This is a genomic window from Cucumibacter marinus DSM 18995, assembly GCF_000429865.1.
Classification (GTDB): domain Bacteria; phylum Pseudomonadota; class Alphaproteobacteria; order Rhizobiales; family Devosiaceae; genus Cucumibacter; species Cucumibacter marinus.
Genome location: NZ_AUCR01000010.1, coordinates 45,697 through 69,065, shown reverse-complemented (window position 1 = coordinate 69,065; position 23,369 = coordinate 45,697). Strand labels below are relative to the sequence as shown.

Annotated in this window: 22 protein-coding genes and 1 riboswitch; of the genes, 9 read left to right on the top strand and 13 right to left on the bottom strand. The window is 62.9% G+C overall.

Features of this window, described 5'->3' with window-relative positions; translation table 11 throughout:
• Positions 1 to 282 precede the first annotated feature (282 nt).
• A riboswitch (FMN riboswitch) is annotated at positions 283 to 453 on the top strand.
• Positions 454 to 555: 102 nt separating this feature from the next.
• Entirely contained in the window at positions 556 to 1,464 is a 909-nt protein-coding gene (locus G489_RS0107500; RefSeq protein WP_029041022.1) for a DMT family transporter, read from the top strand.
• A 157-nt stretch (positions 1,465 to 1,621) separates the two neighbouring features.
• Here G489_RS0107500 and G489_RS0107495 read toward each other — a convergent pair whose 3' ends face one another.
• Positions 1,622 to 3,043, bottom strand: a complete 1,422-nt coding sequence (locus tag G489_RS0107495) for a helix-turn-helix domain-containing protein (RefSeq protein ID WP_029041021.1) — start codon at positions 3,041 to 3,043, stop codon at positions 1,622 to 1,624.
• A 220-nt stretch (positions 3,044 to 3,263) separates the two neighbouring features.
• Here G489_RS0107495 and G489_RS0107490 point away from each other — a divergent pair, with 220 nt between their 5' ends.
• Both G489_RS0107490 and aceA read left to right on the top strand, forming a co-directional pair.
• Entirely contained in the window at positions 3,264 to 3,506 is a 243-nt protein-coding gene (locus G489_RS0107490) for a hypothetical protein (protein ID WP_029041020.1), read from the top strand.
• Between the two features lie 222 nt (positions 3,507 to 3,728).
• Positions 3,729 to 5,021, top strand: coding sequence for an isocitrate lyase (gene aceA, locus G489_RS0107485; protein ID WP_029041019.1), 1,293 nt, complete (start codon positions 3,729 to 3,731; stop codon positions 5,019 to 5,021).
• Positions 5,022 to 5,221: 200 nt separating this feature from the next.
• Here aceA and G489_RS0107480 read toward each other — a convergent pair whose 3' ends face one another.
• Entirely contained in the window at positions 5,222 to 6,265 is a 1,044-nt protein-coding gene (locus tag G489_RS0107480; protein ID WP_051332406.1) for a phosphatase PAP2 family protein, read from the bottom strand.
• A 125-nt stretch (positions 6,266 to 6,390) separates the two neighbouring features.
• Between G489_RS0107480 and cfa the strand changes: the two genes are divergently transcribed.
• Both cfa and G489_RS0107470 read left to right on the top strand, forming a co-directional pair.
• On the top strand, positions 6,391 to 7,506 hold the full coding sequence (gene cfa, locus G489_RS0107475) for a cyclopropane fatty acyl phospholipid synthase (protein ID WP_029041017.1): 1,116 nt from the start codon (positions 6,391 to 6,393) through the stop codon (positions 7,504 to 7,506).
• A 25-nt stretch (positions 7,507 to 7,531) separates the two neighbouring features.
• On the top strand, positions 7,532 to 7,924 hold the full coding sequence (locus G489_RS0107470) for a hypothetical protein (protein WP_029041016.1): 393 nt from the start codon (positions 7,532 to 7,534) through the stop codon (positions 7,922 to 7,924).
• Here G489_RS0107470 and G489_RS0107465 read toward each other — a convergent pair.
• Complete coding sequence (locus G489_RS0107465) at positions 7,921 to 9,441, bottom strand: YifB family Mg chelatase-like AAA ATPase (RefSeq protein WP_029041015.1); 1,521 nt, start codon at positions 9,439 to 9,441, stop codon at positions 7,921 to 7,923. The genes G489_RS0107470 and G489_RS0107465 overlap by 4 nt on opposite strands.
• Before the next feature lie 230 nt (positions 9,442 to 9,671).
• Between G489_RS0107465 and G489_RS21705 the strand changes: the two genes are divergently transcribed.
• Together G489_RS21705 and G489_RS0107455 are read left to right on the top strand one after the other, a co-directional pair.
• Positions 9,672 to 10,508, top strand: coding sequence for a pentapeptide repeat-containing protein (locus G489_RS21705; protein WP_051332405.1), 837 nt, complete (start codon positions 9,672 to 9,674; stop codon positions 10,506 to 10,508).
• Positions 10,509 to 10,680: 172 nt separating this feature from the next.
• Positions 10,681 to 11,532: a glycoside hydrolase family 25 protein gene (locus G489_RS0107455; protein WP_245578844.1), complete on the top strand. Its 852-nt coding sequence runs from the start codon at positions 10,681 to 10,683 to the stop codon at positions 11,530 to 11,532.
• A gap of 116 nt (positions 11,533 to 11,648) precedes the next feature.
• On the opposite strand, the gene G489_RS21700 is transcribed toward G489_RS0107455, so the two are convergent.
• The 3 genes from G489_RS21700 to G489_RS0107440 form a co-directional block, all read right to left on the bottom strand.
• Positions 11,649 to 12,590, bottom strand: a complete 942-nt coding sequence (locus tag G489_RS21700; protein ID WP_029041013.1) for a hypothetical protein — start codon at positions 12,588 to 12,590, stop codon at positions 11,649 to 11,651.
• A gap of 157 nt (positions 12,591 to 12,747) precedes the next feature.
• Positions 12,748 to 13,614, bottom strand: a complete 867-nt coding sequence (locus G489_RS0107445) for a methylated-DNA--[protein]-cysteine S-methyltransferase (protein ID WP_029041012.1) — start codon at positions 13,612 to 13,614, stop codon at positions 12,748 to 12,750.
• Between the two features lie 57 nt (positions 13,615 to 13,671).
• The gene (locus G489_RS0107440; protein WP_051332404.1) at positions 13,672 to 14,178 is read right to left on the bottom strand and encodes a DUF2244 domain-containing protein; all 507 of its coding nucleotides are present in this window, start codon (positions 14,176 to 14,178) and stop codon (positions 13,672 to 13,674) included.
• Positions 14,179 to 14,286: 108 nt separating this feature from the next.
• On the opposite strand from G489_RS0107440, the gene nth reads away from it, so the two are divergent.
• Positions 14,287 to 14,946: an endonuclease III gene (gene nth, locus G489_RS0107435; RefSeq protein ID WP_035871953.1), complete on the top strand. Its 660-nt coding sequence runs from the start codon at positions 14,287 to 14,289 to the stop codon at positions 14,944 to 14,946.
• A 99-nt stretch (positions 14,947 to 15,045) separates the two neighbouring features.
• Positions 15,046 to 16,050: an adenosine kinase gene (locus G489_RS0107430; RefSeq protein ID WP_029041009.1), complete on the top strand. Its 1,005-nt coding sequence runs from the start codon at positions 15,046 to 15,048 to the stop codon at positions 16,048 to 16,050.
• A 143-nt stretch (positions 16,051 to 16,193) separates the two neighbouring features.
• Here G489_RS0107430 and G489_RS0107425 read toward each other — a convergent pair whose 3' ends face one another.
• The 7 genes from G489_RS0107425 to dnaK form a co-directional block, all read right to left on the bottom strand.
• Positions 16,194 to 16,808: a 2,3-bisphosphoglycerate-dependent phosphoglycerate mutase gene (locus G489_RS0107425; protein ID WP_029041008.1), complete on the bottom strand. Its 615-nt coding sequence runs from the start codon at positions 16,806 to 16,808 to the stop codon at positions 16,194 to 16,196.
• A gap of 52 nt (positions 16,809 to 16,860) precedes the next feature.
• Positions 16,861 to 17,667 carry a 4-hydroxy-tetrahydrodipicolinate reductase gene (gene dapB / locus G489_RS0107420; RefSeq protein WP_029041007.1) on the bottom strand — a complete coding sequence of 269 codons (807 nt, stop codon included), beginning with the start codon at positions 17,665 to 17,667 and terminating at the stop codon, positions 16,861 to 16,863.
• Between the two features lie 116 nt (positions 17,668 to 17,783).
• Positions 17,784 to 18,326, bottom strand: a complete 543-nt coding sequence (locus G489_RS21695; protein WP_051332403.1) for a GNAT family N-acetyltransferase — start codon at positions 18,324 to 18,326, stop codon at positions 17,784 to 17,786.
• Positions 18,323 to 19,021 carry an orotidine-5'-phosphate decarboxylase gene (pyrF, locus tag G489_RS0107410; protein WP_029041006.1) on the bottom strand — a complete coding sequence of 233 codons (699 nt, stop codon included), beginning with the start codon at positions 19,019 to 19,021 and terminating at the stop codon, positions 18,323 to 18,325. The genes G489_RS21695 and pyrF overlap by 4 nt, the downstream gene beginning before the upstream one ends.
• A 126-nt stretch (positions 19,022 to 19,147) precedes the next feature.
• Positions 19,148 to 19,696 carry an NADPH-dependent FMN reductase gene (locus G489_RS19520; protein ID WP_162142413.1) on the bottom strand — a complete coding sequence of 183 codons (549 nt, stop codon included), beginning with the start codon at positions 19,694 to 19,696 and terminating at the stop codon, positions 19,148 to 19,150.
• A 461-nt stretch (positions 19,697 to 20,157) separates the two neighbouring features.
• Positions 20,158 to 21,291 (bottom strand): molecular chaperone DnaJ, encoded by a 1,134-nt coding sequence (gene dnaJ / locus G489_RS0107395; protein WP_029041005.1) that lies wholly within the window; start codon positions 21,289 to 21,291, stop codon positions 20,158 to 20,160.
• 82 nt (positions 21,292 to 21,373) lie between these two features.
• Entirely contained in the window at positions 21,374 to 23,365 is a 1,992-nt protein-coding gene (gene dnaK / locus G489_RS0107390; protein ID WP_281173307.1) for a molecular chaperone DnaK, read from the bottom strand.
• Between the last annotated feature and the right edge of the window lie 4 nt (positions 23,366 to 23,369).

Here is a 23,369-nt window from a genome sequence, read left to right as displayed (position 1 = left end):
ATGTTGCCGCGTATGACATTTCCGGGCTGTTCGGCTCGTTTCGGGATCAATTTCTACTCTAGCGGGACCGCGGCCGCGATCAATCGGATCGGCACCGATGTCCCCGCTCGCATGACCCACAGGGAAACACAAGCCCCGTCGGACCGGAGCGAGGGACGGGGCTTGGGTCGGAGCAAGGGACGGGGCTTGGGACAGAGCTTGGAACGGGACACAGAATTGTTCCTTCTTGATCGGCAAATGACGATGGACTAGATTGAGACCAGCGCCGGATGACCGGCGCCATGACGTTCTCAGGGCGGGGTGAAAGTCCCCACCGGCGGTGACGGGCCTCAGGTCCGAAGCCCGCGAGCGCCCTTTGCCGGACCCGCCTTGCAGGTCGATCCGGGAAAGGGGTCAGCAGATTCGGTGCGATTCCGAAGCCGACGGTGATAGTCCGGATGAAAGAGAACGGCGATCGAGGCGGGCGCGTTGCGCCCGGTGGCGTACGCATTCTCGTGAGCGCCGGTGAACTGCCTTGGTCCCGTAGCCCTGTCTGTTGGGTTGAAAGGACCAGAAATGCAACAGGCAGTTTCCCTCAATGCGCCGGTGCGCGGCGCGCTTCTCATGGTCTTGGCGGGCATCGGCTTTGCCGGGCTCAATGTGACCACCCAATATGCCGGCATGATCGCGGGCATTCCCTCGACGACAGTGGCCTTCTGGCAATATGCGATTGCCGCAGCGCTGGCCCTGCCCTTTATCTGGCGCGGCGGGTTTGCAGCGCTCAGGACCGACCATCTCGGCCTGCATGTGCTTCGGGTCGTCTTGTCGGCGGGCGGCGTTCAGCTCTGGGTGCTGGCACTCTCGGCGGTGCCGATCTGGCAGGCGGTGGCGCTGGTGATGACCTCGCCCTTTTTCGTGATTGCAGGGGCCAAGCTGTTCCTCGGCGAACGGATCACAGCGGTGCGGCTCGGCGCGGCGGTGGCCGGGTTTTCGGGCGCTGTGATCATACTCGAACCCTGGTCGGCGGGATTCACCCCGATGGCGCTTTTGCCGGTGGCCGCAGCGGCGCTGTGGGCCGGGGCCTCGGTGATCACCAAATATCTGACCCGGGACGAAAACCCGCTTTCGATCACGCTCTATTTGTTGTTGCTGCTGACCCCGGTCAACGCGGCGATCCTTGTGGGCTCGGGTCTCACCCTGCCGCTCGCCGCGCAATGGCCTGTGCTTTTGACCGCCGGCATTTTGACTGCGGGCTCGCAATATGTGCTGACACGAGCCTATTCGGTGGCCGATGCGACCTATCTGCAGCCCTTCGACGACTTGAAGCTGCCTTTGAACATCCTGTTCGGCTGGGTGGTGTTCGCAAGCGCGCCAGGGGCCAATTTCTGGCCCGGCGCGGTGCTGATCGTTCTCGCCTCGCTGACGCTTGTGGCCCAGGAACGGGCACAAGCGAGTGCGCAGATGCAGCGGTTGAAGGCGGCTTAAGCCTTCCGGCCGCGCTCACAACCACCCTCGTCCTTCGACAAGCTCAGGATGAGGGTGGAAGAGAATTGCTCGCTCCCGATGTCATTCGTGGTTCGCCCTTCGACGCGCTCAGGAGGCTCACCATGAGGGGTCAGGATGAGGGTTGTGGCTCGTGCCGCTACAGCATCCGCCCGTAAAGGCTTTCGGCGCGGATGCCGTCCTCGAGACGGAAGCGGTGGTCGGCGGGCGGGTGCGCCCGCTGGCCGCATTCGAGCCGCGGACATTGGCGGCAACCCACACCAATAGGGATCGACAGCGCCTCGTTTTCGAGATCGATGCCGTCCGAATAGATCATCTCGCGGGCCTGGGCGATATCGCAGCCAAGCCCGATGGCAAGATGCCGGGTCGGGGCATTGTAGCGGTAGTCGCCTTTGACGATGGCCTTGGCGATGCAGAAAAAGCGCTGACCGTCGGGCATTTGCGAGATCTGCACATTGATGCGCTCGGGCTGGAGGAACGCCGCATAGACATTCCAGCGCGGGCAGGCACCGGAATGGCGCGGAATATGGATGCCCGAAAGCGAAAAGCGCTTGGAAATGTTCCCCGCAATATCGGTGCGCACCAAATGCAACGGGATGCCCCGGGCGCCGGGCCGCTGCAGGGTGGTCATGCGGTGGCAGACCTGTTCGAAGCTGGCCGAGAAGCGCCGGGCGCAACGCTCGATGTCGTAGCGATAGTCACGGCAGGCCTTGAGGAAGGGCTCATAAGGCATCATCAGGGCGGCGGCGAAATAGGAGGCGAGGACATTGCGGGCCAGCGCCGGGGCGTCGTCCTCGGGCAGGTCGCTTTGCTCGATGATGGCATTGATCTGGGTTTCGGCCGTGAGCAGCCCGATCTGATGGGCGACAGCGAAAATGGCGGATTCGGCCGGCAGCGTGTCGGCGATTTCAATCACCCGCCCGTCTTCGGCGAGGCGTCGCGCGATGCCGCGCGGCAGGGAAGCCAGTCGCCAATCCATGCCGAAGACATTGCCGAGATAGGTGCGCAGCCCCAGGCTCAAAACGTCCGAGGCATTGTCGATATCGGCACGCACACGCTCGGCGGCACGCTCGAGGCTGTCGAAATGATTGGCGTTCTCCTGGATGAAATCGGAGATCGCATCGGTTGCCGCGTGATGGCCGGCGGTGCCGGGCAGGATATCGCCATCATCGGCAGGCGCGCTTGAGCGGTTGCGGTGCTCGTGGCGATAGCGGTCGTAAAGCCTCAGAACGGCGCGGGCGATAGCGGGGTTTGAAGCCGCGAGATCGCGGATATCGTGATTGGTGAGATCATTGTCGGCGAAGACATCGTCGCCGAACATTTCCATGAGATCGCCAGAGAGGCGGCTTTCATCGCTTTCAGCGAGTTCGCCCGGCTCGACCCCGAAATGGCCCGCGAGCTTGAACAGAAGCGGCACGGTGATCTTGCGGCGGTTGTGTTCGATGAGATTGAGATAGCTCGCCGAAATGCCGATAGCGGCCGCAAGGTCCGCCTGGCTGAGGGCGCGCTGACGGCGCAAGCGCCTGATCTTGCCACCGATTTGCGGATCGGAATCGTTCACGCCGCTTTCCTCCCTTTACCGGCTTTACAAGGTCTGGGACTGCAGTGGACTTTACAAGCTTTACATCTTGTCAAGCCCGGCTTTGCAAGTCTTTACGCCGTGACACCGGGATATGCCGATTTATCTTGCATCTGCGCGGCATTTGTCAAATCTTTACATCACGGCGCTGCAGGAAACCAATAGCGGTACCGGCAGAGGTCAAGTGCCAAGGAGAAATGCCATGACCGACATGATCGCAACCCCCGCCCCCGGCGATGAATACGTCACCATCATCGCGCGCAGCATCAACGAAGCCATGGGCCAGTTCCGTGCCCGCGGTCTCGATGCCAAAGGCTATTCGATCGTAGGTCAGGTCAACCGGCACGTCTTCGCCTTTGCCGAAGGCCCCGCTGCCGCCAGCGAGCTTTTTGACGGGAATGCCATGGTCGCGGCCACGTTCCGCCGGCCGGCGGCCAGGGGCTAACCCCGTCATCCAACGGGTGGCCGGCTCGCCCTGAGGCTGGCCACCCGTTCTTTAACCCCGAACCCCGAAATCGCCATCCGCCAAGAGGCGCTGCTCCCATAGGCCTTGTTCCGATGGGCAGCCGGATGGCGCCCCTATGTCCGGCCCAAAGGCCAGACCCCGTGAACGGCGCCCTAAACGCCAAACCAGACAAGACAGAATTCAGAGTTTTTGGAGGAGACCATGCTCGACAAGCCGCAAAACCCGACCGAATTCGAGACGCCTGACTGGGCGCCGGATCGCTGGGACAACATCAAGCGCGATTTCACCCCCGAAGACGTGCACAAGCTTTCGGGCAGCCTCAGAATCGAGCATTCGCTGGCCCAGAACGGCGCCAAGCGGCTTTGGGAATTGCTGCACACAGAAGACTTCGTGCCGACCCTTGGCACCTTCACCGGCAACCAGGCGGTGCAGCAGGTCAAGGCCGGGCTCAAGGCCATCTATCTGTCGGGCTGGCAGGTGGCGGCTGACGCCAATCTGTCGGGCAATATGTATCCCGATCAGAGCCTTTACCCCGCCGACAGCGTTCCGGCGGTCGTCAAGCGCATCAACAAGGGCCTGCAGCGCGCCGACCAGATCCAGCACATGGAAAAGCTCTCGGGCACCGCGACCACGGATTATGAGTTCATGGTGCCGATCATTGCCGATGCCGAAGCCGGGTTTGGCGGTTCGCTCAATGTCTTTGAGCTGATGAAAGGCATGATCGAGGCCGGTGCCGCCGCGGTTCATTTCGAAGACCAGCTCGCCTCCGAAAAGAAGTGCGGACATCTGGGCGGCAAGGTTCTGGTGCCGACCCGCACCTTTGTGCGCACGCTTAACGCGGCCCGGCTCGCCGCCGATGTGATGGGTGTGCCGACACTGATCATGGCGCGGACCGACGCCGAAGCCGCACGGCTGATCACCTCGGATATCGATCCTTATGACGCGCCGTTCGTCACCGGCGAGCGGACCGAGGAAGGCTTCTATCGTCTCAAGGGCGGGTTTGAATGCGCGATCGCCCGCGGGCTCGCCTATGCGCCCTATGCGGATCTGATCTGGTGCGAGACCTCGACCCCGAGCCTTGAAGACGCCAAGCGCTTCGCCGAGGCGATCCGCGCCGAATATCCCGATCAGATGCTGGCCTATAACTGCTCGCCTTCATTCAACTGGGCCAAGCATATGGGCGAAGCGGAGATGGCGCAGTTCCAGCGCGAACTCGGCGCGATGGGCTACAAATACCAGTTCATCACCCTTGCCGGGTTCCACAATCTATCGCTGTCGACCTTCAACCTGGCCCGCGCCTATGCCGGGGACGGCATGGCCGCCTATTCGAAGCTGCAGCAGGCCGAGTTCGCCGCCGAAAAGGACGGGTTCTCCGCCACGCGCCATCAGCGCGAAGTCGGCACCACCTATTTCGATGCGGTCTCGGTGGCGGTCAGCGCCGGCTCGAGCTCGACAACGGCGATGGCGGATTCGACCGAAACCGCCCAGTTCTAAGGCGTTACTGCCTTTCACGCTCCCTCGCAGCGGGAGCGGCGCACCGGGTGATCGCGTGGTCTCATGGGCATGCGGTCACCTCACGAAATACCGGTTCAGTTACCGGAATTGTCCTGATCCCATCTCCCCCTATTCGACCTCTCCCTCGCTAGACCCGTTCAAGATTTCCCGGAATCGGTGAACGGGTCTGGCTCCTTTTTTCAGGATTGATGCTGTTGGGGAGAAGGGCGCAGCGCCCGGCCGGTCACCGCCCAGATGAGCAGCACGACCACGATCGAGACATAGCCATCGATCGCGTAGTGCCAGCTGAGATAGACCGAGCCAAACAGGATGACGCCGGCAAAGGCCCATGCGGCGGCGCCGAGCCAGCGATTGATCGAAGAAAGCACCAGCGCATTGCAGGTCACGACCGCCACATGCATGGACGGCATGGCCGAGATGCCGCTGCCGGCCTGCCCGGAGAAGCCGTAATAGGCGGCGAGCAGGTAATCGCGATAGCCGGCGACCGCATCGCCGACCGGGCCGGCCAGTGCGGCCTCGAGCGGGGCGAACCGGGCGGAACCGACAAGCGGCCCGTAAAAGACAGGGCCGACCGAAGAAAGGGCAGCGGCAAGAAGCGTGCCGAGCCCGACAATCGCCAGAGCCATGGTCCACAAATAGCGCAGGCGCAGATGACGCTCGTGCCAGAAGGCCATGACCAGAATAGTGGCGAACCAATAGACCATCCAGATCTTGGAATAGATATAGGCGAGCCCCCAGGCGAGTTGCCGGGGCAATATTGCATGGGCCCAGACCCAGGGATCGCCGCCATGAAGGGCCGCGTCGATATCGGCGAGGACCGGGTCGGCATAGAAGGGCACGAGATCGGGGATGGAGAGCTTGAAGGTGGTGAAGCCGGCCATGCCGAGAATGAACAAGGCGATGGTGGCGGCACTGCGGGGCAGGATGCCGGTGCTCCGTTTCAACAGCGCAATCGCCTCGGAGACCGGCGCAGCCGGGTTCCTGGACAGACACCCGAGCGGCAGGGCCACGCCCAGCAGCAAGGGCACTGCCATAAGGGTCTGCAAGCCATAAACCGGCAGAAGCTGGAAATAGATCGCCGGCGATAAGGCGGCAGCGAGCGCGGCATAGACCAGCACCAGAAGGGCCAGCGCGGTGCCGGCATCGCGCTGGAGCGCGCGGCCCGCCGGGGCGGAGACGGCGGATATGCCGGGGTCTGAGCTTTGTTGGCGCGGCGTGTTCATTGCGCGCGATGCTAGTATTCGCCTGCTTCGATTTGGTTAAGCGCGCGGGATCCGCAATCCAAGGAATTGAATTCGCGGACAAAAATACCAATAATGAGAAAAGCAGAACATGGGTGGGTGGAGCCATGGCGGGCCGCGCGGAAACGCTGATCACCGAACTTCTCAACCAGTGCGACATCGCGGTGGGCGGGCCGAGCCCCTGGGATGTGCATATCCATGACGAGCGGTTGTTCGACCGGGTAATGCTGCAAGGCACGCTCGGGCTCGGCGAAGCCTATATGGACGGCTGGTGGGACGCCGAAGCGCTCGACCAGGCGCTGTTCCGGCTGATCGATCACGACGTGCGCAACCGGATCAAGATCGATCTGGGACTGATGCTGTCGCTGGTGCGGGGCCGGCTGTTGAACCTGCAGCGGCTCAACAAGGACGAGGTGGGGCGCAAGCATTACGATCTCGGCAATGATCTCTTCGAGGCGATGCTCGACCCGCTGATGATCTATTCCTGCGGCTATTGGCGCGAGGCAGATGATCTCGCTGGCGCACAGCGGGCGAAGCTCGACCTGATTTGCCGCAAAGCCGGGTTGAAGCCGGGTGATCGGGTGCTCGATATCGGCTGTGGCTGGGGCGGGTTCCTCGGATATGCCGCCGAGAATTACGGCATTACCGGGATGGGCATCACGATCTCGAAGCAGCAGGTCGCCTATGCGCAAGAGCGCTACAAGGACGCGCCGCTCGATTTCCGCCTTGTTGACTATGCCGATGTTGACGGCCGGTTCGACAAGATCATCTCGGTCGGCATGTTCGAGCATGTGGGCTACAAAAACTACAATGCCTATTTCGAAAAAGTCGCCGAGCTCCTGCGCGATGATGGCTTGTTCGTTCTGCACACGATCGGGGGCAATCAGTCGACCAGCCATGGCGACCCCTGGACCGAGAAATACATCTTTCCCAATTCGATGCTGCCTTCGATCAAGCAGATCGCTGCCGCGGCGGAAGACGATTTCGTGATGGAAGACTGGCACAATTTCGGCGCCGACTACGATCACACCTTGATGGCCTGGCACGCCAATTTCGAGGCGGCCTGGCCCACCATCAAGGACAATTACGATGAGCGGTTCCACCGCATGTGGCGGTATTATCTGTTGATGTCCGCCGCGCTGTTCCGCGCCCGCTCGACCCAGCTCTGGCAGATCGTTTTTGCCAAGAACGGGGTGCCCGGCGGCTATCCCAGCATTCGCTAGAGCAAGATCGGGGCGAGCCGGCACCATGGCGGATTCCCGGAACCGGCCTATCGCCCATGCCATCGCCATTCTCGGCGGGGCTGAGAAGATCGTCCAGCACGGGCTGACCGCCTTCTGGTTCGTGGCGCCGATCGAGGGGCTTACCGTGCCCGATATCGGTGAGCGGTTCGATGTTTCGGCGCCGGTGATGGCCGGGCTCAACCTTGTCTATGCACTGGCTTTTCTCGCCGCTCTTGTCGGGGTCTGGCAGCACAGGCGGATAGCAATTGCCGTGCTTTTAGGGTTGGCGATACTCGATATTGTACTCGAATTCACCTTTCACGGCCCGGGTTTCATCACCGTCTCGGTGATCGTCTCGCTGCTCTTGAGCGGTGCCTGTTTGCGGCTCTTGATGCGCGAGCGGCGCTCGCAGTTCTAGCTGGCGGAAAAATCGAGACGGTAGCTCAGCGCCTCGGCGATATGGGGCCGGGCGACCGTGTCGGCGCCTGAAAGATCGGCCAAAGTGCGGGCAACCTTGAGGACGCGGTGATAGGCCCGGGCGGAAAGCGAGAATTTCTCCGCCGCCCGGACCAGCAGGTCCCGAGACTCTGTATCCGGATCCGCAACCTGTTCGATGAGTGCCGAGGATGCCGCAGCATTGGTGTAGGTGCCGGGCACGCCCATTTGCCGGTAGCGTTCGGCCTGGGCACGGCGCGCCGCAGCAACCCTTTTGGCAACGGCCTCACTGGGCTCCGACCGGTTCGGTGCGATCATGTCGGTGGCCGAGACGGCGGGGACGTCGATGCGCAAATCGATGCGGTCGAGAAACGGACCGGACACCCGGCCCTGATAATCCGCCGCGCAACGATCCCCACGCCGGCAGGTGTGGCCGGGTGTGCCGGCCATGCCGCATTTGCACGGGTTCATTGCCGCGATGAGCTGGAAACGGGCGGGATAGGCCACCCGCGCATTGGCGCGGGCGATCACGGCCTCGCCAGACTCGAGCGGCTGGCGCAGGCTGTCGAGCACGGCGGGTGCGAATTCGGGCAATTCGTCGAGGAACAAGACACCGTTATGGGCAAGCGAGACTTCGCCCGGGCGGACCTTGAGCCCGCCGCCGACCAGCGCCGCCATGGAGGCGGAGTGATGCGGAGCGCGAAACGGCCGCCGGTCGCTCAGCCGCCCGCCGGCCAGTTCCCCGGCGATCGACTGGATCATCGACACATCAAGCAGTTCGCGCGGATTAAGCGCGGGCAGGATGGAGGGCAGGCGCGAGGCAAGCATGGATTTGCCGGCGCCTGGCGGGCCGATCATCAAGAGGTTATGTCCCCCGGCTGCCGCCACCTCGAGCGCGCGGCGGGCCACTTCCTGCCCCCTGATTTCGCCAAGGTCGGGCAGCACCGCATCCGCCTCACGCTTTTTCGGCTGTGGGCGGGCGGTCAATTGCGTGCCGGCCAGGTGGTTGACCAAGGCAAGCAGGCTTGGCGGGGCGATGATGTCGAGATCCTCGCCGGCCCAGGCCGCCTCGGACCCGCAATCGGCCGGGCAGATGATGCCCATATCGCGGGCCGTCGCATCGATAGCCGCCGGCAAGGTGCCCGAGACCGGGGTCAGCCGCCCGTCAAGCGCGAGCTCGCCGATGACAACATGGCCGGCCACCGCATCGCCGGGCACGGCACCCAGCGCGATCATCAGCCCCAGCGCAATCGGCAGATCGTAGTGACTCCCCTCCTTGGGGAGATCGGCGGGGGCCAGATTGATGGTGATGCGCTTGGGCGGCAGGGACAGACCGGAGGCAATGAGCGCGGCGCGGACCCGTTCGCGGCTTTCGGCAACCGCCTTGTCCGGCAGGCCGACAATGGCAAATCCCGGCATCCCGGGCGCGATCTGCACCTGCACATCGACCGGCACGGCTTCAATACCGCGAAAGGCAACCGTCTGCACCCTTACGGCCATTTACTTATCCGTATTTCCCCTCATCTGCATAGGCTAGCATTATGCTTGATCCTCTACAAGAACATTCAAAGAACATCTGAATACAGTCCGGTTCTGTTTCGATCAGTCCTGATTGCGGTTGACCCGAGGATCAACGCTGGTGCCCGGTCGTCCCGGCCTTGCTGGGTCTGCCTTGACCCCTTCGGGAACCGGGCGCACAGTCGGACCCAGCAGGCAGGAAGGGCGGCAAGATGATCGACTGGGCCATTGTCCTGATGTCGGCGGCGCTGGTCTTCGCACTGGCGCTGGGGCTGCTTTTCTGGCTGCGCCCCCGGGTTCTGGGATTTCAGAACAAGACCGTGTGGGACTGGCTGTCGCTGTTGCTGGTGCCGTGCATTCTGGCCACCGCCTCGTTCGGGGTCGGGACCTTTCAGAGCCAGTTGCAGTTCGACCGCGCCCAGGAAGAAGGCGTGCAGCAATATATCGACCGGATCAGCGCCCTGATGCTCGAACCGGCAACCCGAACCGACCCGGCGACCATCGATGCGGTGGGGCGGGCGCACACCGCGGTTGTGCTCAGGCTCACCGACCGGGACCGCTCAGGCCGCGTCCTGACCTTTCTCGACGAGCTTGACCTGCTGCAACGCTTCTCGGTCAATCTCGAGGGACTTGATCTGACCGGTGCCAATCTCAAGGGCATCGCATTCGGTGCGATCGAGTTCGAGGACGCCCGGCTCTCAGGTGCCGATCTCGAGGATGCAGAACTCCGAGGGGCGGATTTCGAAGGTGCAGACCTCAGCAATGCCGACCTGAAGTTCACCGATCTTCGGGATACCGATTTTACCGAGGCCCGTCTGGCCGGTGCCAATCTCGATTATGCCGACTTGAGAGGTGCCGATATTCGGGCCGCACATGCGCTCGAGATCAGCCAGTTGCGCCTCGCCTGCGTCGATGCCGCCACGCTGCTGCCAGCGGGGTTTGAGCGGTCCTCCCTTTCGCCCGATGCCTGCCACGCGCTCGACGATGATGACGGCGAAATCGACGATCATGACGAGGACGAAAGCGGTGATGGCGGGGCCGGAGACTGAGCCGCGAAATCGCGGTGGCAACCGGCGCGAAAGCGACCCCGAAAACCGGGCCGTTCGGGCACGGCGGCGTTAACCATCCTGAGCGACAAGCGGGCCCCGGTGAGGTTCCGTTAATTGATTTGGATTTGAGTCAAATCCAATCGATTTCTCAGTTTCAGGGTGCGTCCACCAAATGGATCGCTTGCGTTCCGTTCTCCGCTTCGTGCGGTCGAATATCGCCGTTCTCAGCCACATGGTTCTCTATGTGGCGCTGTTGTTCACGCTCACCGCCTGCGGTGCGATGCGCGGCTACACCGTGAAGGGCGACAATGACCCCCATCACGGCGTGCGACGGGCACACACCATGCCGATCCAGGGCATCGACATCGCCCGCTATCAGGGGGATGTGGATTTTTATGCCGCGCGGCAGGCCGGCATGCGTTTCGTCTATATCAAGGCGACCGATGGCGGGGACTATCTCGACCCCAATTTCCATTCCAACTGGCGCCGCGCCCATGATGCGGGGCTGGCCCGCGGGGCCTATCACTTCATGTATTGGTGCCGCCCGGCCGAAGAGCAGGCGGCGTGGTTCATCAAGAATGTGCCTGCGGACCCGACCGCTCTGCCCCCGGTGCTCGATCTCGAGTGGAACAGCCATTCACAGACCTGCAAGCGCAAGGTGAGCCCCGAAGAAGCGCTGCGCTCGGCACGGGTCATCCTGGCGGCCATGGAGCGGCATACCGGCAAGGTGCCGGTGATCTATACCGACATCAATTTCCACCGCGATGTGCTCGAAGGGCACGGCTTCGACAATCCGTTCTGGCTGCGCTCGACCGCCGCGGAACCGCATGAAGTCTATCGCCGGCGCGATTATGCCTTCTGGCAATGGACCAAGACCGGCACGGTGCCGGGCATTCGAGGCGAGGTCGACCGCAATGTCTTTTATGGCGGGGAAACCGAGTGGGTGCAGTTCCTGCTGACGGGCTGCGACCCGCGGACCGCGCATATCCTCGGCCCGCAGGGGCGGTGTTCGAGCCTGAAATAGGCTCTCCAACCGGCACGGCAAAAGAAAAGGGCGCCTTCTGGCGCCCCTAAGCCTGCGTGACAGTAGGCGTGGAGATCAACCTCTCCTGGGCTCCGCATTCGGCCGGGGATGCCGGCTTATTGCGCTACCTGGAGCTGGTTGAGATAGTCGTCAATGGTCCCGTCGTAATCGCCGGTTCCCAATGTCTGCTTCGCCCAATCGAGAATCTCGGGCGAGACATAATCGTCGCTCAAACGGTTCTTGTTGGCGGCGGCCTCGAGAGCGGCGACCAGATCCTCGTCGGCAGTGCCTTCCTCGGCAGCCAGTGCCTGGCCTTCGGCGATGGTGACGTCGTTCTGGGCCGCAATCAGATCGGCGGCTTCGGGGCTCGCATTGATGGTGTCGAGGGCACCCCCCACCGCGGCGAGTTCATCCTGATAGGCGAGGTAGTCGGCATAGGCCGGATCCTCGGGCGCGACTTCAGGCACCGGGTTGGCCAGCAGGTCGTCATAGGCAGCTTGCAGGTCCGGGTAACCGGCGCCGGCGTAGTCGGGCCAGCTATCATCGAGCGTGTCGACCACACCGCCGACCAGTGCATTGAAGTCGTCCTGAGCGCCACCGAGGGTCTCCTGCGCCGCAGCAAGATTGGCCAGCGCGATCTCGTATTCCGCATTGTCGACGACATATTGCCGGACAAGGGTCATGCGCGGATCAGAGCTGTTCATCAACCCGTTGACGTTGCGCTTGAGCGAATTGAGCCCGGCAAGCTGGGCGTGGATATTTTTCTCTTTGGCCTGGCCGGGCGCGGCAGAAATCTCGCTGCTCAGCGAAGCCTGCTTTTTGGCCTGTCCACGATTGGAGCCGGCGTTGGACGGCTTGTTCGACTTCGAGGATCTGGTGGACTTTTTCGGCTTCTTTGAAGACTGGTTCTTTTTCGCCTTTTCGGACTTGGCATAGGCCGAGCCCGAATCGATATGAAGCAGAACATTCGCCGCTGGCGGGATCGCAACCGAAAGTGCCACAGCAGAAAGAGAGACGAGCGCAAGCTGGCGCAGTGCGCTAACGGGTTTGATCGTCATGACAAATTGGCCTCTTTGTCTTTGACCCGACTGTTGGATCCGCTTCCTGGGTCCGCCCTTCCCGGACTAGACCCTTCGGGTCAATGCCGCGCAAAAGGCGCGGCTTTCAATTGAGTCAATTTGTCAAAGCCCGGCTGACCGATGGGTGAAGGGGCTGTCAGCCTTCTGTCAGCCCGGCCTCCCAGCCGAGGATCGCCTGTTTCCGGACCAGTCCCCAATGATAACCGGTGAGGGTTCCCTGGCGGCCGAGAACGCGGTGACAGGGGACAACAAAGGAGACCGGATTGCGCCCCACGGCACGCCCAACCGCCCGCGCAGCGCCGGGTTGACCGAGATGAGCGGCGATATCGCCATAGGTCGTGGCCAGGCCCGCAGGGATGCGCAAAAGCGTCTCCCAGACCCTCACTTCAAAATCGGTGCCGATCATAACCACTCGTAAAGGCTGTTCGCGTTTCCAGCGCAAAGGCTCGAAAACCCGCGACGCCCAGGGCGCGGTTTCCTCCGGCGCCTCGATGTAGCGGGCATTGGGCCATCGCCCGGCAATGTCCTCGAAAGCGGCGGCGCGGGCGCCGTCATCGACGAACCCGACCGCGGCAAGCCCGTAATCGGTGATCATGATGACGGCTTCGCCGAAAGGCGAGGGGTGGAAGCCATAGCGAATGTCGAGGCCGGCACCGCGGGCGCGATAAATGCCCGGTGGCATGGCCTCGTGGGTGACGAAGAGATCGTGCAGCCGCGCGGTCGAGGACATGCCCAGTTCATAGGCCGTGTCGAGCACGGTCATCGAATCGGTGAGCATGCGGCGGGCCTTGTCGAGCGCCACGCAATGAGCAAAGGCGGTGGGGGTCAGCCCGGCCCAGCGCTTGAACAGTGCCGTCAGCTGCCGCTGGGTCAGCCCCAGATCACCGGCAAGGCGCTCGATGTCGACCTCGTCGGCGGTGTGGTTCGAAAGATATTCGATGGCGCGAGTGACGAGGCGATAGTCGCCTTCACCGGCGATTTGGGAAGAAAAGCTCGTGTTCATGGGGCCAATCTACTCCCGGGCGTGACGGCCGGCGACCCGGTTTTGACGGGTGTCGTGTTAGCGCCTGGCGCGATGAAGCGCCTCGGAAAAGGCCTTGGCGAAGCCCGCCTTTTCGTCGGGTCCCAGGAAGCGGGCGATCTCGACAGTCTTTTGCCGCATGGCGAGGGTCAGCCGGGTGACATTGTCGTCGTGGTCGCGCTCGATGCCGAAGCGCACCCAAAAGGGATTGAAGGCGTGGCGGCGGCGTTTGCCCAGGGGCGAAATCTGGTCGATCTCGAGCCGGTCGCGCCACAGGGTGACGTTTTCGCGTCGACGCGTCTCAACCATCGAGGCGCGCAGGGCCCAGTAAAGCGCCAGAACGTCGAGCCCCAGAAAGCCGACAATCGGCCAGGCCCCGGAGAGGTAGAAGATGGTGCCGGGAATGAGCGCCAGGCAGGCCGTGAATAGGACGAGATAATGCAGCCCCTTTTCGCTCAACGAGCGGTAGGGCGACAGGGTCGCCGCGAACAGGGGCGGCGAATCGGCGGGGTCCAGGGCCGGATCGGTCTGATTGGGGGTCATCATTTCGGGTCACCGGGCGTTGCGGATTTGCCTGTCGTCTCCTCGGTGACTATAGCTCCGAATGAAAAGCGACAACAATTCGACCGCCCATCAAATCCGGTTCATCAGATCATGGCCCCAGCGCGTCCCCGCTCCCGTCTCTCCAGGGCGGCGATCCAATCGATGTTCGAAAAGTTCGAGGCGGCCAATCCGCATCCTCAAGGCGAGCTCGATTATGTCAACGAGTTCACGCTGCTGGTGGCGGTGGTGTTGAGCGCGCAGGCGACCGATGCCGGGGTCAACAAGGCGACCAAAGGACTTTTCGCGGTTGCAGACACCCCGGAAAAAATGGTGGCGCTCGGCCTCGAGGGGATCACCGAACATATCCGCACGATCGGGCTCTTTCGCAACAAGGCCAAGAATGTGCTGGCGCTTTCAAAGGACCTGATCGCGCATCACAACAGCGCCGTGCCGCGCAGCCGCGAGGCGCTCGAGGCCCTGCCGGGGGTGGGCCGCAAGACCGCGAATGTCGTCCTCAATATCGCCTTTGGCGAGCCGACCATTGCGGTCGACACGCATCTGTTCCGGATTGCCAACCGCACCGGGCTGGCGCCGGGCAAGACACCGCTGGCGGTCGAAACGCTGCTCGAAAAGGTCATCCCCCCGCAATTCCTGTTGCATGCCCATCACTGGCTGATCCTGCATGGGCGTTATGTGTGCAAGGCGCGCAAGCCCGAATGCCATCGCTGCATCATCGCCGAGGAATGCCTTTTCAAGGACAAGACCCTCTGAAACCGCCCAAAATTGCCGCAGTGAGGGCCTTTGGCGTTGCGATGCGGACGCTGGCCCTTATAGTTCGCGGCTTCGGCTTCAGCCATCGAAAGGCCATCAATGCAGACCCGATTTGACGTGCTGACCATCGGCAACGCGATTGTCGACGTGCTCTCCCGCGTGGAAGAGGATTTCATCGTTTCCCAGGGGCTCAAGAAGGGCATCATGCATCTGATCGATGCGGACCGGATGAACTTCTTTTATGAGCGCCTGCCGGTCGGGGTGCAGGAAATCTCGGGCGGCAGCGCGGCCAATACGGCGGCCGGGGTGGCGAGCCTTGGTGGTCGGGGCGCGTTTGTCGGCAAGGTCGCGGCGGATGATTGGGGCCGTTTCTTCGCCAAGGACATGCACCGGATCGGATGCCATTTCGAAACCCCGATGCTCGAACATGGCAGCGAGACCGCGCGCTCGATGATCCTGATCACGCCCGATGGCGAGCGCACCATGAACACCTATCTTGGCGCCTGCCAGGAACTGACGGTCAACGACATTATCGAAGACGAGATCGGCGGGTCCGCCATTACCTTCATGGAAGGCTATCTGTGGGATCCCCCCGAGGCCAAGCGCGCCTTCGTCAAGGCGGCGGAGCTTGCCCACAAGCATGGCCGGTCGGCGGCGATCACCCTGTCGGACCCGTTCTGTGTCGACCGGTTCCGCACCGAGTTCATCGATTTGTTGCGCAGCGGCACGATCGACACGCTGCTGGCCAATGAAGAAGAACTGATCTCGCTTTATCAGACAGCAACGCTCGACGAAGCGGTGACCGCGCTCAAGGCGGATTGCAACCGCGCGGCCATCACCCGCGGCGCCAATGGCGCCATGACGGTTGTGGATGGCGAGGTGACCGAGGTGCCGGTCTATCCCGTCGAGACAGTGGAAGACGCGACCGGGGCCGGTGATCTGTTTGCCTCAGGGTTTCTGTACGGGCTCGCGACCGGGCGCAGGCATCACGACGCGCTGGCGCTCGGATGCCTTTGCGCTGCCGAGGTGATCACCCATGTCGGGGCGCGGCCCGTGGCGCATCTCAAGACGCTGGCGACGAAAGAGGGCCTGCTCGGGGGGTGACGTGATGGGCGCGGAAGCGCTCCCATCACGAGCCGCCCCGGATTTGGCGGTGGCAAGCCCCGGCTCGGAGGCCGGGGCGGCCTGAGGGTGGCATTCCACGCCCTCGTCCTGAACCTGTCGAAGGACAAGGGCTCAGCTTCCCCTCAGATTTCTTCGACCTTGATGACTTTCCCCTCGGCGTCGAACTCGTAAATGATCGGCGCGCCGGTGGCGATTTCGCGCTTGAGGATTTCCTCGGGGCTGAGGTTTTCGAGCTTCATGACCAGCGCGCGCAGGGAATTGCCATGGGCGGCCACAAGGATGGTGCCGCCATCGAGAACGCGCGGGGCGATCTCTGCCTCGTAATAGGGCAGAACACGGTCGGCGGTGTCCTTCAGGCTTTCGCCGCCCGGGGGCGGGGTATCGTAAGACCGGCGCCAGATGTGAACCTGCTCGTCTCCCCATTTCTTGCGAGCGTCGTCCTTGTTCAACCCGGCCAGATCGCCATAGTCGCGCTCGTTGAGCGCCTGGTTGCGGATGATCGTAATGTTCTCGATCTCCATTTCCTCGAGCATCAGGTCGAGGGTGCGCTGGGCGCGGGTGAGGGCCGAGGTGAAGCACAGCTCGATCTCGTAATGGCGCGCCTTGAGGGCCTGTCCGGCCCTGCGCGCTTCATCGATGCCTTTTTCCGTGAGGCCCGGGTCACGCCAACCGGTGAACAGGTTCCTGAGGTTCCATTCCGATTGCCCGTGACGAACGAGGATGAGACGTCGGTCCATTTTAGCTATTCCCCGGTGGGTTGAATTCGTGTGGTGAAGAGATGGGAGACGGTCAGTCCCGCAATCCAAGAACGTCGTGCATATCGTAGAGTCCGGCCGGTCGGTCTGCCGCCCAAAGCGCGGCGGCGATGGCACCACGGGCGAACAGCGAACGGTCCTGAGCCTTGTGGGTCAGTTCGATCCGCTCGGAAGGGCTGGCAAAGATTACCGAATGCTCGCCGATAACCCCGCCGCCGCGCAGGGTGGCGAAGCCGATCGTGCCCTTTTCGCGGGCGCCGGTGATGCCTTCGCGGGATTTGACGGCGTGGGTGTCAAGATCGATACCGCGCCCTTCGGCGGCGGCTTCACCCAGCATCAGCGCAGTGCCGGACGGAGCATCGACCTTCTGGTTGTGGTGCATTTCGAGAACTTCGATATCGAAATCGTCCCCGAGCGCTTCGGCAGCCTTTTTAACGAGGCCCATCAAAAGGTTGACCCCGAGCGACATATTGCCGGCCTTGACGATGCGGGCGCCGTTTTTCGCGGCTTCGGCGATGGCGCTGTCATGATCCGGCGCAAAGCCGGTGGTGCCGATGATGTGGATCAGACCGCGCGAGGCCGCCTCTTCGGCCAGTGCGACACTGGCATCGGGGGAGGTGAAATCGATGATCGCCTGGGCGCCTTCAAGAGCGATTGCCGGATCATCGGTGAGAGTGATGCCCAAAGGCGGTTCGCCGGCCAACATGCCGGCATCGTTGCCGAGCGCCGGGGCGTCTGTGCGGTCGAGCGCGCCGGCGAGTCTCAGCCGGTCGTCGCTCAACACGGCGGCGAGATTGGCGCGGCCCATGCGGCCGCCGGCTCCGGCAATGGTGACGGCCAGCTTTTTCACTGCGCCCTCCTTGGCGAAAGAGGCGGGATAAATCGTGTCCGGGCTATAGCAGCCCTTTGCCATGAAGCAAATGGGCGCCTGGAAATTGCAGGCCGCACAGGCATTGCCTAGTCGAGGTAGCGAATCAAGGCCTCGCGCGGCGAAAGCGCGCCAATGGCGATCTCGATCTCGGAGGTTGCGAGCTTTTTGAACCCCTCGCCCTGCGCGCTGACCGGGAAAGGAACGAAGCCGGCCCGGCGATACCAGGGTCCGTTGAACGGCACCGCGGCGAACGTCAGCAGGCTGACCGCCGGAAAGCCGGCGCCCCGCGCATGATCAAGCACGCCCCGCAACAACGCCCTGCCGATGCCGCGCTGCTGGCAGGCGGGATGGACGGAGATCTGGCCGAGATAGAGCGCATCGTCGACAGGCCGAAACACGGCGAAGGCCACCACCTCGCCCTCGATCTCGGCAATCAGCCCGGAGCCGGGCGGATAGGCGGATTTGAGGATATCGGGGGATGCGTTGGCTTCGAAAAGATAGCCGGCGAGCTCGGGCACCGTCGCATAGAGACGGTCGGCTTCGGTCTCGAGACCGGGAATGAGGGCATAATCGGATTCGCCCAGCGGGCGGATCCTGAACCCGGCTGACCGGCCTGTCCGTGTGCTCACTCGGGGATGGAATCGAGAATGGCGCGAGCGGCGGCGGCGGGGTCGGGTGCCGCGGTGATCGGCCGGCCGACAACAATATGGCTGGCGCCGCGGTCAAAGGCCATTTCGGGTGTGGCGACGCGCTTCTGATCGTCGGCCGTCGCACCGGCCGGGCGAATGCCCGGGGTGACGATGGCAAGGCCAGGCCCGGTGCCGGCCCGGGCGCGTCGGGCCTCGACGGGCGAGCACACAATACCACCCATACCCGCCTCCAAGGCCTGAAAGGCGCGTTTGGTGACCAGTTCTTCCGGTGTCTGGGAATAGCCGGCCAGTAACAGATCGGCTTCATCCATGGAGGTCAAAACGGTAACCCCCAAAAGGCAAAGGTCGCTCCCCTCTGCTCCTTTGACGGCGGCGTGCATGGCGTTGGGATAGGCGTGGACGGTCAGCATATGCGCGCCGGTTTCGGCGATGGCGGCAACGCCCTTCTCGACCGTGTTGTCGATATCGAGCAGCTTGAGGTCGAAGAAGACCTTCTTGCCGGCCCTGATCAGGGCCTTGCCGAGATTGAGGCCGTCCCCGCCATAAAACAGCTGGTAGCCGATCTTGAAGAAGCCGGCATCATCGCCCAGCGCTTCGATCATGGCTTCGGCCTGCCCCCGGCTTTCGACATCGAGGGCGACGATCAGGCGATCCTTGCGATCGACCGCAGGCATGGTGAGTGCAGCAGACGGGGTGTCGGCGGGCATGGGACGGCTCCGGGTTCTGTGAGATCGCCCGGTGATACCCCCGGCGTACGCAACTGGCAAGGGTGGCGGGCAAGGTGGCGGCGCCGGATCGGCCTAGAACTGGCGGCGGGTGATCATGAGCTGTTCGACGACGCGGTCGCAGGCCCTCAACGCGCCTTCATCGACGAGGTTCCCCTCGGCGTCGAAATCGTCCTCGATCGGTCCGATCCGCACCTGGGCCGGCACCGTCAGGGCGCCGATCTTGGTGAGGGTTTCGCGCAGATGCGACAGCCCGACCACGCCCGAGAGCTTGCCCGAAGAGCAGGCGCCAAGCCCGAAAGTGGGTCTGGCGAAGACCTTGAGCCGGGTGCGGGTCAGCCAGTCGATGGTGTTCTTGGTCAAGGGCGCGATGCCGCCATTATATTCAGGCGTGGCGAAAAAGATCGCGTCGGCCTCGCGCAGCAGACCGCCGAGTTCCATCGCTTTGTCGGGGAACTCGTTTTCCTCGAGGTCTTCATTGAAGACCGGCAGGGTGTACTCGCCCAGATCGACATAAGCCGCGTCGGCGCCGGCTTCGGCGAGCTTTTGCGCCATCAGGCGAGCGAGCCGGGCGTTGTAGCTGTCGCGCCGGACCGAGCCCGACAGGGTGAAAGCCTTGACCAAGATGTCCTCCATCCAATTATGCGTTAGGGCGGCGGGAATGTGCCGAAGACCTATCAAGGCTTTGCAGCGCTGGCCAGAATGGTTGCACTTTGAGGTAAGCCGATCGGGTCACGATCGCGTTCTGGTGACGCGAAGCCCCAAACCTTCAAGCGTCATCACCCGATTTATTCGGGTGATCCAGTCCGGACCACCCGGACAAGCCGGGTGGCGACGAAGGAGATGATTGCTGGATCCGGGGACAACGGCGCGCGCTTGAGCGGCCTTTCGAGCCACCCTTCGAGCATAGCTCTCAAAGTCTTCGGCCCTTCATATGCGCCACCGGAGCAAATCAGCCTGACGGCACGGTTCTCAGTCTCAAGGCGTTCGTCGCTTGCCGCTTCGGCCTTTCGAGCATAGCTCTCAAGGCGTTCGCACCTAAAATCGTGCCACCGGCACGATTTTGCCTCACGGCCCGGCGCTCACTAATCAGACCGTTCGAAAATGCCCTTGAGCTTGGAGAAGAAGCCCGTGGATGAGGGATTGTTGTCCTTGGTGGCGATGGCCGCGAATTCCTCCAAGAGCTCACGTTGGCGCTTGGTGAGGTTCTGCGGGGTCTCGACATCCATCTGCACATACATGTCGCCGACCTTTGACGAGCGCAGTACCGGCATACCCTTGCCGCGCAGGCGGATGCGCTGACCGGGCTGAGTGCCGACCGGGACCTGGATGCGGGCGCGGGTGCCATCGAGCGAGGGCACCTCGAATTCGCCGCCGAGCGCAGCGGTGGTCATGGCGATCGAAGCACGGCAGTGAAGATCGGCGCCGTCACGCTGAAACAATTCATGCGGCTTGATGGAGACAAAGACATAGAGATCGCCTGCCGGGCCGCCGCGCATGCCGGCCTCGCCTTCGCCAGAGAGGCGGATGCGAGTGCCGTCCTCGATGCCCTGGGGCACGTCGATGGTCAGATTACGGGTCTTTTGCCGCCGTCCCTGGCCGTGGCAGTCGGAACAGGCCTGGTCCATGGTCTCGCCACGGCCATGGCAGTGCGGGCAAGTCCGCTCGATGGTGAAAAAGCCCTGGGCGGCGCGCACCTTGCCCATGCCGTTGCACGTGCGGCAGGTGGAAAAACCGGTGCCGGGCTTGGCGCCCGAGCCTTCACAGGTGTCGCAATGCACCATGGTCGGCACGTCGATCTCGACGGTCTGGCCACCAAAGGCGTCGATCAGCTCAATCTCGAGATTGTAACGAAGGTCGGAACCGCGATGGCGGGCATTGGCGCCGCGGCGCTGTCCACCGCCCATGAACTCGCCGAACAGATCGTCGAAAATGTCGGACATCGACGAGCTGAAATCGGCCCCGAAACCGGGACCGGCGCCGCCGCCGCCACCATTGAAGGCGGCATGGCCGAAGCGATCATAGGCAGCGCGCTTTTGCGGATCCTTGAGGGCATCGTAAGCCTCGGAGACTTCCTTGAAGCGGGCCTCCGCATCCGAATCGCCGGGATTGCGGTCCGGGTGGTATTGCATGGCGAGCTTACGGTAGGCGGATTTGAGCGCCTTGTCGTCCGCGCTGCGCTCGACACCGAGGATTTCATAGAAATCGCGTTTGGACATCGGCTATTGGGCCTGGGGCTGGCGTTGCCGTGCAGAACGGGCCGGCAGAAAACTGCCGGCCCGTTCCGATTTGAATGAAGACTCAGGCGGACTTTTTCGAATCGTCCTGGCCATCGCTCTGGCCGTCGTCTTCCTTGACTTCCTCGAACTCGGCGTCGACGACATCGTCTTGTGCCTCGTCGGTGGTCTCTTCGCCTTCAGCCGCTTCCTGCTGGGCGGCGTACATGGCTTCGCCGAGCTTCATCGAGGCGGTGATCAGCGTGCCGGTCTTTTCCTTGATGGCTTCGGCGTCATCGCCTTCAAGCGCGGTCTTGAGCGCGGCAATCGCATCCTCGATGGCGGCACGGTCAGACGATTCGAGCTTGTCGCCATGCTCCTTGAGCGAGGATTCGGTGGTGTGCACCGCGGCCTCGCCCTGGTTGCGGGCTTCGGCGGCTTCGCGCTTCTGCTTGTCGGCCTCGGCATTGGCCTCGGCGTCCTTGACCATCTGCTCGATATCGGCGTCGGACAGACCACCGGAAGCCTGGATGCGGATCTGCTGCTCCTTGCCGGTGCCCTTGTCCTTGGCGGACACGTTGACGATGCCATTGGCGTCGATGTCGAAGGTCACCTCGATCTGCGGCACGCCACGCGGTGCGGGCGGGATACCGGTCAGATCGAAACGGCCCAGCGACTTGTTGTCGGCCGCCATTTCGCGCTCGCCCTGGGAGACGTTGATCGTCACCGCCGACTGGTTGTCCTCGGCGGTCGAGAAGACCTGGGACTTCTTGGTCGGGATGGTGGTGTTGCGATCGATCAGCCGGGTGAAGACACCGCCAAGGGTTTCGATGCCGAGCGACAGCGGGGTCACATCGAGCAGCAGCACGTCCTTGACGTCGCCCTGCAGCACGCCGGCCTGGATGGCGGCGCCGAGCGCGACCACTTCGTCCGGGTTGACGCCCTTGTGGGGCTCCTTGCCGAAGAATTCCTTCACGGTCTCCTGGACCTTGGGCATGCGGGTCATGCCGCCCACCAGAACCACTTCGTCGATTTCACCAGCCGAGATGCCGGCGTCCTTGAGGGCCGCCTTGCACGGGTCGACGGTGCGCTTGACCAGATCCTCGACAAGCTGTTCGAGCTTGGCGCGGGTCAGCTTGAGCTGCAAATGCTTGGGGCCGGACTGGTCAGCGGTGATGAAGGGCAGGTTCACCTCGGTCTGGGTCGAGGAGGAGAGTTCGATCTTGGCCTTTTCGGCGGCTTCCTTGAGCCGCTGCAAGGCAAGCTTGTCGCCGCGCAGATCGATGCCGTTCTCGCGCTTGAACTCGTCGGCGAGGTAATCGACCAGACGCATGTCGAAGTCTTCACCGCCGAGGAAGGTGTCGCCATTGGTGGACTTCACCTCGAACACGCCATCGCCGATTTCGAGGATGGAGATATCGAAGGTGCCGCCGCCAAGGTCGTAAACGGCAATGGTGCCGCCTTCCTTCTTGTCGAGGCCATAGGCGAGGGCCGCAGCCGTCGGCTCGTTGATGATGCGCAGGACTTCAAGCCCGGCGATCTTGCCGGCATCCTTGGTGGCCTGGCGCTGAGAATCGTTGAAGTAGGCCGGGACGGTGATGACCGCCTGTTCGACCTTCTCGCCGAGATAGGATTCGGCGGTTTCCTTCATCTTTTGCAGGATGAAGGCGGAAATCTGGGACGGAGAATAGGTGTCGTCGTGAGCCTTGACCCAGGCATCGCCATTGTCGGCCTTCACGATCTCGTAAGGGACAAGCTTCTTGTCCTTGGCGACCGTGGGGTCCTCATACCGGCGGCCGATCAGCCGCTTGATGGCGAACAGGGTGTTTTCCGGATTGGTGACCGCCTGGCGCTTGGCCGGCTGGCCCACAAGCCGCTCATCTTCCGTGAATGCGACCATGGAAGGCGTGGTGCGCCCGCCCTCGGCATTTTCAATGACCTTGGGGTCCTTGCCGTCCATCACGGCTACGCACGAGTTGGTGGTGCCCAAATCGATACCGATGACTTTAGCCATTTTTCGTCTTACCTCTTGTCTGGCGGGCTCTCCAAAGGCCCCGAAACCGGCAGCCTTTCCGATCCTT